Here is a 9,292-nt window from a genome sequence, read left to right on the forward strand (position 1 = left end):
GCTCCCGCGCACACCGGACGCCGCCGCACCCCTTCCCGCGGCACCCGCCGCCTGCGCGGCCCGCAGCCCGGGCAGCCTCTCCCCGCACCGGCGTCCGGTCCCGCGCACAGGCCACCCGCCGGCGCCCTCGGGGCAGCGCATCAGGGCCGCTCAGGCCGTTCCCGGCCCACGGGCGGCCGCCTCAGGACCCCCGGAACGTCACGTCCTCGTCACCGATCATTCAGAATCGCTTGCGACGCTCAACCAATGAAGCCCGCCGTGTCCGCACTCACGGCCCGCTCCGACGCGCCTGACCAGTCCTTAGCGCGGAAGAATGGTGCTATGAGCCAGCAGCCCGCCGAGGTCCCGGTCGCCCAGCAGGTACCGTCGTCCGCCCAGCCCGCCCAGCCGTCCGTGGGTGCCATCGCCGCGCACCGCCCGCGCAGCATCGCCCACGTGCCCGCCTCCGACCTGGAGCACGAGCTCGACGCCGACCCGGACACGTACGCCGCCGAGAGCGCGGCCCGCACCGAACTGCCCGAAGGCCGGTTCCTGGACCGCGAGCGCAGCTGGCTCGCCTTCAACGAGCGGGTCCTGGAGCTCGCCGAGGACCCCTCCACCCCGCTCCTGGAACGCGCGAACTTCCTCGCGATCTTCGCCTCGAACCTGGACGAGTTCTTCATGGTCCGGGTGGCCGGACTCAAGCGCCGCATCGCCACCGGCGTCGCCACCCGCTCCGCCTCCGGACTCCAGCCCCGCGAGGTGCTGGAGCTGATCTGGAACCGGTCGCGGGAGCTCATGGCCCGGCACGCCGCCTGCTTCCAGCAGGACGTCTCCCCCGCCCTGGCCGACGAGGGCATCCACCTGATCCGCTGGCCCGACCTGACCGAGAAGGAGCAGGCGCGCCTCTTCACGCTCTTCCGCCAGCAGATCTTCCCCGTCCTCACACCGCTCGCCGTCGACCCCGCGCACCCCTTCCCGTACATCTCCGGGCTCTCCCTCAACCTGGCCGTGGTCGTGCGGAACCCGGTCTCCGGGCACCGGCACTTCGCCCGCGTCAAGGTGCCGCCGCTGCTGTCCCGCTTCCTGGAGGCGTCCCCCCACCGGTACGTCCCCCTGGAGGACGTCATAGCCGCGCACCTGGAGGAGCTCTTCCCCGGCATGGAGGTGCTGGCGCACCACATGTTCCGGGTGACCAGGAACGAGGACCTGGAGGTCGAGGAGGACGACACCGAGAACCTCCTGCAGGCCCTGGATAAGGAGCTCATGCGGCGCCGCTTCGGCCCGCCGGTGCGGCTGGAGGTCGAGGAGTCCATCGACCCGTACGTCCTCGACCTGCTGGTGCGGGAGCTGAAGGTCTCCGACGCCGAGGTGTACCCGCTGCCCGGGCCGCTGGACCTGACCGGCCTGTTCGGCATAGCCGCCCAGGACCGGCCTGAGCTCAAGTACCCGAAGTTCGTCGCGGGCACCCACCGGGACCTGGCCGAGGTCGAGTCCGCGTCCGCGCCCGACATCTTCGCGGCGCTCCGCGAACGGGACGTGCTCCTGCACCACCCGTACGACAGCTTCTCCACGTCCGTGCAGGCGTTCCTGGAGCAGGCCGCCGCCGACCCGGACGTCCTCGCGATCAAGCAGACGCTGTACCGGACCTCCGGCGACTCCCCGATAGTCGACGCGCTCATCGACGCCGCCGAGTCCGGCAAGCAGGTCCTCGTCCTCGTCGAGATCAAGGCCCGCTTCGACGAGCAGGCCAACATCAAGTGGGCGCGCAAGCTGGAGGAGGCCGGCTGCCACGTCGTGTACGGCCTCGTGGGCCTGAAGACGCACTGCAAGCTGTCGCTCGTCGTGCGGCAGGAGGGCGACGTGCTGCGCCGGTACAGCCACGTCGGCACCGGCAACTACCACCCGAAGACGGCCCGCCTGTACGAGGACCTCGGCCTGCTCACCGCGGACCCGCAGGTCGGCGCAGACCTGTCCGACCTGTTCAACCGGCTCTCCGGCTACTCCCGCCGGGAGACCTACCGGAGGCTGCTGGTCGCCCCGAAGTCGCTGCGCGACGGCCTGGTGTCCCGCGTCGACCGGGAGATCGCCCACCACCGGGCGGGCCGCCCCGCCTCCGTCCGCATCAAGGTCAACTCGATGGTCGACGAGGCCGTCATCGACGCCTGCTACCGCGCGTCCCAGGCCGGCGTCCCCGTGGACGTCTGGGTCCGCGGCATCTGCGCGCTGCGCCCGGGCGTCGTCGGCCTGTCGGAGAACATCCGGGTCCGGTCGGTGCTCGGCCGGTTCCTGGAGCACTCGCGGATCTTCGTCTTCGGCAACGGCGGCGAACCGGAGGTGTGGCTCGGCAGCGCCGACATGATGCCCCGCAACCTCGACCGCCGCATCGAAGCGCTCGTGCGGGTCGTCGACCCTGCGCACCGCGCCGCCCTGAACCGCCTGCTGGAGACCGGCATGGCCGACACCACGTCCTCCTGGCACCTGGGCCCGGACGGCAACTGGACGCGCCACGCGGTGGACGGGGACGGGCAGCCGCTGCGCCACGTCCAGGAGATGCTGATTGACGCCCGGAGGCGCCGACGTGCACAACCCTGACGACGAGGTCGTCACCGCCGAGACCGCCGGTGAGGTCCTCGCCCCCTACCTGCACGCCCGGGCGAACGACTTCCTGCGGGCCCTGCGCCGGCACGGCGAGAGCAACGGGACCGACGCCGCCGGGACGGAGGAGGCCACCCGCTGCCTGCGGGCGGCCGCCCGGCGCATCGGCGGGACCCTGCACACCTTCCGGCCGCTGCTGGACGGCGCCTGGGCCGACGGGCTGCGCACCGAGCTCGCCTGGGTGTCGGGCACGCTGGCACAGGAGCAGGCGTGCACGTCGCGGCTGGTCCGGCTGGTGGACGCGCTGTCCCGGTTGACGGGCGCCGCGGGCGCGCCCCGGGACCGGGTGCCGCAGCCGCGCGGCGCGGGCGGGGGCGGCGAGGCCCTGCGGCTCGGCGGGGCCAAGGCCGGTGCGCTGCTGGAGCGGCAGCTGACGCTGGCCCGTACGCGGGCGCACTCGGCGGCGCTGCAGGCGCTGGGCTCGGCGCGGTTCCACGCGGTCGCCGACGCGGTGGCGCTGCTGGCGTCGGACGTCCCCCTGGGCCCGGCGGCCACGCGACCCGCCGAGGAACTGCTGGCCGCCCCGGCGGAGGTCGTGGAGCGGCGGCTGCGGGAGGCGGTGCGGGCGCTGCCGATGGCACCCGCGGTGGGCGGTGAGCACCAGGACACCCCGTGGCACCAGGCGCGGCTGCTGCTGCGGCTGCACCGGTACGCCCTGGAGGTGCGGTCGGCCCCGGCGCCCGAGCTGTACGAGGCGGGTGCGGCGCTCGACCGGCACCGGGACGCCGCCGAGGCCGCGGCCGCTGCCGCCACGGCCGCCCGCACGCCCCGGATCGCCCCGGCGACGGCGTACGCGCTGGGGGTGCTGCACGCGGACCAGCGCCACGAGGTGGAGGCGGCGCGGCTGGCGTTCCGCCGGTGCTGGCAGCGGACGGCGGTCGCGGCGCCGTGACGCGCGGACCGGTCGAGGCGGCGGGTTGCGTGTTGTGGCGCGAGGCGGCTTCCGGCGGCCTGGAGGTGTGTCTGGTGCACCGGCCGGAGTACGACGACTGGTCGCTGCCGAAGGGCAAGCTGAAGCGGGGCGAGACCCGTGAGGAGGCCGCGGTCCGCGAGGTCCGCGAGGAGACCGGCCACACCTGCGCCCTGGGCGGCCTGCTGGGCACGGTCCACTACACCGCCAAGGGCCGCGCCAAGGAGGTCACGTACTGGTCGGCACGGGCCACGGGCGGCGCGTTCGTCCCGAACCGCGAGGTGGACGCGGTGGCGTGGCTGCCCCCGGCCGAGGCCGAGGCCCGGCTGACCCACCCCCTGGACCGGCCCCTGGTCCGGTCCTTCGTCGCCACGCTGGAGTAGCCCCGCCGGACGGCGAGGCGCTCGCCTTGGGGCGGGTGCGCCGCCCCGCGTACGCCCCCCGCCTGCCCGCGGCGCAGGCCGCGCGGCGCGGACCCCCCCAACGCGCGCCCCGCGGGGCCGCCGACCGCACACCGCAGGCCGGAACCCGGCGTCCCCGGGGTCCCCGGGGTCCCCAGGGTGCAGCCCTCCCCACGGCATCAGCCCGGCCCGCAGCCCGCGGCCGGAGGCCGTGACCGACGCGCGGTGACCGCGCCCGAGGAGCGCGGTGGGCACGGGCGCCCTACGCTGGAAGGTCCGCCCGGCACGGAACCGCCGCGCACGCAGCACCGTGCGGCGGCCCGGGGCGGGGGACAGCTCGCGCCGAGCGGCGCGGACGTGGAGACCGACACGGGAACGCCGATGCGGTACGCAATGGTGAACACGATCGACGGCAGCCGGGGCGCGTGGCGGGCGCGCCGGCCGCGCCCCGCCCGGCTGCCCGCCCCCGCCGGCCCGACCCCGGCCCGCGCCGCACGACTCACCCCTCGTCTCCGCCGCGCCGGGCCCACCGCCCGGGAACCCGCCGACCACCGGCCGACCCCCTCGCGCCCCTGCGCCCCACACCCCCGCGCTCACGCCCGGAACCGCGCGCCCCGCACCCCCTCCGGCCGGTACCGGACCGCCCATGTCCCCGCACCCCCTCCGACCGGTGCCGGACCGGCCGCGCCTGCGCCCACCGCGGCGGGCTCCGCACGCCCCGCACCACCCCCGAGCGCCGGCGGGGACCCGGTCGCGAGGCTCCGCGCAGGGACTGCCGGCGCTCCCGTGCAAGGGCCTTCGGGACCACGCCACGGCCCCCGCCGGCGAGGCCGCGCCGCGCCACACCGCGGCTTTCGGCACGGTTCACTTCCCGTTCACTTACCCCCGTCGGCGCCTTCACCTGATCTGCCTAATTTCGGCCGTACACGGTGACCCCGCAGTGGTCACAGCACCCACCCCGACACACGCCGCCGTACAACGGCCCCGGACAGCGCAAGCACCCACGGGCCACCAGGCCGGCGGTTACTGGAAGGAACACCCCGAAGTGAAGCTTCATCGCAAGACCGGGCTTCGCGCCACCGCGCTCGGTGCCCTCGCCGTGTCCGGCGCCCTGGTTCTCACGGCGTGTGGATCGGACGACAACACCAACCCCGAAGGCGCGAGGAAGACGAACGCCGCCGCCTCCGACATCGACTGCGGCGAGGCGAAGGGCCAGCTCCTGGCGGCCGGCTCGACGGCCCAGAAGAACGCGATGGACCTCTGGGTCAAGAACTTCCAGGCGGCCTGCGAGGGCGTCGAGGTCAACTACCAGGCCATCGGCTCCGGCGGCGGCATCACCAAGTTCAACCAGGGCCAGGTCGCCTTCGCCGGCTCGGACTCCGCCCTCAAGGAGGACGAGGTCACCGAGTCGCAGAAGATCTGCAAGGGCGGCAAGGGCATCAACCTGCCGATGGTCGGCGGCCCGGTCGCCATCGGCTACAAGCTGGACGGCGTCGACGGCCTGGTGCTGGACGCCCCGACCATCGCCAAGATCTTCGACTCGAAGATCACCAAGTGGAACGACCCGGCGATCGCCAAGCTGAACCCGGGCGTCAAGCTGCCGGACACCACGATCCAGGCGTTCCACCGCTCCGACGAGTCGGGCACCACCCAGAACCTCGGCAAGTACCTCTCCGAGGCCGCCCCCGACGACTGGAAGCACGACCCGAAGACCAAGTCGTGGCCCGCCCCCGGCGGCCAGGCCGCGAACGGCTCCTCCGGTGTCGCCACCGCCGTCAAGGACACCAACGGTGCGATCGGCTACTTCGAGCTGTCGTACGCCACCGCCAACAACATCAGCACCGTCAAGGTGAACACGGGCGCCGCCCAGCCGGTCGAGGCCACCACGGAGAACGCCTCCAAGGCCATCGCCGCCGCCAAGGTCAAGGGCACGGGCAACGACCTCGCCCTGTCCCTGGACTACGCCACCAAGGCCGACGGCGCCTACCCGATCATCCTGGTCACGTACGAGATCGCCTGCGACAAGGGCAACAAGGCGGAGACCCTGCCCACCCTGAAGGCGTTCCTGAACTACACGGCCAGCGAGGAGGGCCAGAAGGTCCTCTCCGACGCGGGCTACGCCCCGCTCCCGGCCGAGATCGCGACCAAGGTCCGCGAGATCGTCCCGACCCTGTCGTAACCCCCGACCGGGGCCGGACCCGGGACCCCTCCGAGGTCCGGCCCCGTATCCGGTGCACCGCCGCCAGGAGCCCGCACAGCGCCCCGCGCGCCCGTGCGGCTCCGCAGACCGGAGAACACACACGATGGCAACAGCCACCACCCACGGCCCCACACCGCCCTCCGGGCGGAACCAGGGGCACCAGGCAGACACCCTCAAGAGCAGCGCCGCGTCCCGCGCGGGCGACAAGGCATTCCTCGGCCTGTCCCGCGGCTCCGGCATCACCCTGCTGGTGATCATGGCCGCGATCGCGGTCTTCCTCACCTACCGGGCCGTCCTCGCGATATCCGAGAACGAAGGCAACTTCCTCACCACCTCCGAGTGGAACCCGGCCGGCGACCCGCCGGTCTTCGGCATCGCCGTCCTCGCCTTCGGCACCGTGGTCAGCTCGGTCATCGCCATGGCGATCGCCGTCCCGGTCGCCATCGGCATCGCGCTGTTCATCTCGCACTACGCGCCGCGCCGGCTCGCCGCGCCCCTCGCGTACGTCGTCGACCTCCTCGCCGCCGTGCCGAGCATCATCTACGGCCTGTGGGGCGCGATCTTCCTCGTCCCGTACCTGGACGGCCTCAACAAGTGGCTCGACCAGTACATGGGCTGGACGTACATCTTCGACAAGACCAGTGACGGCGTCGCCCGGAACATGTTCACCGTCGGCATCCTGCTGGCGATCATGATCCTGCCGATCATCACCAACGTCACCCGCGAGGTCTTCCTCCAGGTGCCGCGCATGCACGAGGAGGCCGCCCTGGCCCTCGGCGCGACCCGCTGGGAGACCATCCGCATGTCGGTCCTGCCCTTCGGCCGCTCGGGCATCATCAGCGCCTCCATGCTGGGCCTCGGCCGCGCCCTGGGCGAGACGATGGCCGTCGCCGTCGTCCTGTCCCCGAGCTTCGTCATCTCGGGCAAGCTGCTGGACCCGGGCGGCGGCACGTTCGCCCAGAACATCGCCGCCAAGTTCAACGAGGCGGACGAGTTCGGCCGTGACGCGCTGATCGCCTCCGGCCTCGTCCTCTTCGCCATCACGCTGCTGGTCAATGGCGCCGCCCGGTGGATCATCGCGCGCCGCAAGGAGTACTCGGGGGCCGCCGCATGAGCCAGACCATCCAGGACCGGCCTCCCGTGACCCGCTCCGAGCGCCGTCCCTCCCCGCTCTCCCACGGGCGCATGCCGCGCTGGGCCCCGGCCGCGATCGCCGCCGGCTCCGTCGCCGCGGGCGTCGGCATCGGCCTGGCCGCCGGCTGGGAGAGCCGCATCCAGTGGGGCCTGATCGCCGCGCTGCTCTTCGTCGTCACGACGTACGCCGTCACGGCCAAGGTGGAGAACCCCCGCCAGGCCAAGGACCGCGTCGCGACGAGCGTCGTGTGGGTCTGCTTCGTCCTCGCGGTCGTGCCGCTCGCCTCCCTCGGCTGGGTGACGGTCAGCAAGGGCATCGAGGTCCTCGACGTCTACTTCCTCACCCACTCGATGAACGGCGTCCTCGACGCCGAGACCGGCGGCGGCGTCTACCACGCCCTGCTCGGCACCATCGAGCAGGTGCTCATCGCGACGGTCATCGCCGCCCCGATCGGCATGCTGACCGCGATCTACCTCGTCGAGTACGGCAAGGGCCGGCTCGCCCAGGCCGTGACCTTCTTCGTGGACGTCATGACGGGCATCCCGTCCATCGTCGCGGGTCTGTTCATCCTCGCCACCTGGAATCTGATGCTGGGCTTCGGGCCCTCCGGCTTCGCCGGTTCGATGGCGCTGGCCATCCTGATGATGCCGGTGGTCGTCCGCTCCACCGAGGAGATGCTCAAGCTCGTCCCGAACGAGCTGCGCGAGGCCAGCCTCGCGCTCGGCGTCCCCAAGTGGAAGACCATCCTCAAGGTGGTCCTGCCGACCGCGATCGGCGGCATCACCACCGGCGTCATGCTCGCGATCGCCCGTATCACCGGCGAGACGGCCCCCGTGCTGCTCCTCGTCTTCGGTACGAAGCTGATCAACCCGAACCCCTTCGAAGGCGCCCAGGCGTCGCTCCCGCTCTATGTGTACGAGCAGTACGCCGTCGGCACCGACGCCGCCGTGGCCCGCGCCTGGGCCGCCGCGCTCGTGCTGATCGTCTTCGTCATGCTCCTCAACCTGGTGGCCCGCGGCATCGCCCGCTGGAAGGCCCCGAAGACCGGCCGCTGACCGCGGCACACCTGGAAGTGATTCTGATGGCCAAGCGAATCGACGTCAGCGGCCTCTCCGCGTACTACGGCACCCACAAGGCGATCGACGACATCTCGATGACCGTCGAGCCCCGCTCCGTGACGGCCTTCATCGGCCCGTCCGGCTGCGGCAAGTCCACGTTCCTGCGCACCCTGAACCGGATGCACGAGGTCACCCCCGGTGGCCGCGTCGAGGGCAAGGTGATGCTGGACGACCAGAACCTGTACGGCAGGGACGTCGACCCCGTCGCCGTGCGCCGCACGGTCGGCATGGTCTTCCAGCGCCCGAACCCGTTCCCGACCATGTCGATCTTCGACAACGTCGCGGCGGGCCTGCGCCTCAACGGCCGGTACAAGAAGGCGGAGCTCGCCGACGTGGTCGAGCGCTCCCTCAAGGGCGCGAACCTGTGGAACGAGGTCAAGGACCGGCTGAACAAGCCGGGCGCCGGCCTCTCCGGCGGCCAGCAGCAGCGCCTGTGCATCGCCCGCGCGATCGCGGTCGAGCCGGACGTGCTGCTGATGGACGAGCCCTGCTCCGCGCTGGACCCGATCTCCACCCTGGCGATCGAGGACCTGATCGGTGAGCTGAAGGAGCGCTTCACGATCGTCATCGTGACGCACAACATGCAGCAGGCGGCCCGTGTCTCGGACCGCACCGCCTTCTTCAACCTGGCGGCCGTCGGCCAGCCCGGCAAGCTCATCGAGCTCGACGACACGGAGCGGATCTTCTCCAACCCCTCCGTCCAGGCGACCGAGGACTACATCTCGGGCCGCTTCGGATAAGCCGTCCTGCGGTGCTGCATGGCGGTGCCACCGCAAGACGAACCGGGCCCGCCCCCCACTCCCAGGGGGGCGGGCCCTCGTCATGCCCCGAGGATCCCGCCGCGGCACCCACGCCGCCCGCGGAGGCCCGGACCCGGACGGTTGCGGCGCC

The 9,292-nt window shown here is 72.7% G+C and carries 7 protein-coding genes; all 7 read left to right on the top strand.

The window, feature by feature from the left end:
- Positions 1–321: 321 nt before the first annotated feature.
- The 7 genes from BJP40_RS18825 (at position 322) to pstB (ending at position 9,141) form a co-directional block, all read left to right on the top strand.
- Entirely contained in the window at positions 322–2,574 is a 2,253-nt protein-coding gene (locus BJP40_RS18825) for an RNA degradosome polyphosphate kinase (protein ID WP_071281349.1), read from the top strand.
- Positions 2,561–3,529 carry a CHAD domain-containing protein gene (locus BJP40_RS18830; protein ID WP_071281385.1) on the top strand — a complete coding sequence of 323 codons (969 nt, stop codon included), beginning with the start codon at positions 2,561–2,563 and terminating at the stop codon, positions 3,527–3,529. Before BJP40_RS18825 ends, BJP40_RS18830 begins: the two co-directional genes overlap by 14 nt.
- Positions 3,499–3,930 carry an NUDIX hydrolase gene (locus BJP40_RS18835; RefSeq protein WP_371258660.1) on the top strand — a complete coding sequence of 144 codons (432 nt, stop codon included), beginning with the start codon at positions 3,499–3,501 and terminating at the stop codon, positions 3,928–3,930. The genes BJP40_RS18830 and BJP40_RS18835 overlap by 31 nt, the downstream gene beginning before the upstream one ends.
- A gap of 1,063 nt (positions 3,931–4,993) precedes the next feature.
- Positions 4,994–6,127, top strand: coding sequence for a phosphate ABC transporter substrate-binding protein PstS (gene pstS / locus BJP40_RS18840; protein WP_071281350.1), 1,134 nt, complete (start codon positions 4,994–4,996; stop codon positions 6,125–6,127).
- 124 nt (positions 6,128–6,251) lie between these two features.
- Positions 6,252–7,262 (top strand): phosphate ABC transporter permease subunit PstC, encoded by a 1,011-nt coding sequence (gene pstC / locus BJP40_RS18845; RefSeq protein WP_071281351.1) that lies wholly within the window; start codon positions 6,252–6,254, stop codon positions 7,260–7,262.
- Positions 7,259–8,338 carry a phosphate ABC transporter permease PstA gene (gene pstA / locus BJP40_RS18850; RefSeq protein WP_071281352.1) on the top strand — a complete coding sequence of 360 codons (1,080 nt, stop codon included), beginning with the start codon at positions 7,259–7,261 and terminating at the stop codon, positions 8,336–8,338. Before pstC ends, pstA begins: the two co-directional genes overlap by 4 nt.
- 26 nt (positions 8,339–8,364) lie before the next feature.
- On the top strand, positions 8,365–9,141 hold the full coding sequence (pstB, locus tag BJP40_RS18855; protein ID WP_071281353.1) for a phosphate ABC transporter ATP-binding protein PstB: 777 nt from the start codon (positions 8,365–8,367) through the stop codon (positions 9,139–9,141).
- The last annotated feature ends 151 nt before the right edge of the window (positions 9,142–9,292 follow it).

The sequence above is a fragment of the Streptomyces sp. CC53 genome (assembly GCF_001865245.1).
GTDB lineage: Bacteria > Actinomycetota > Actinomycetes > Streptomycetales > Streptomycetaceae > Streptomyces.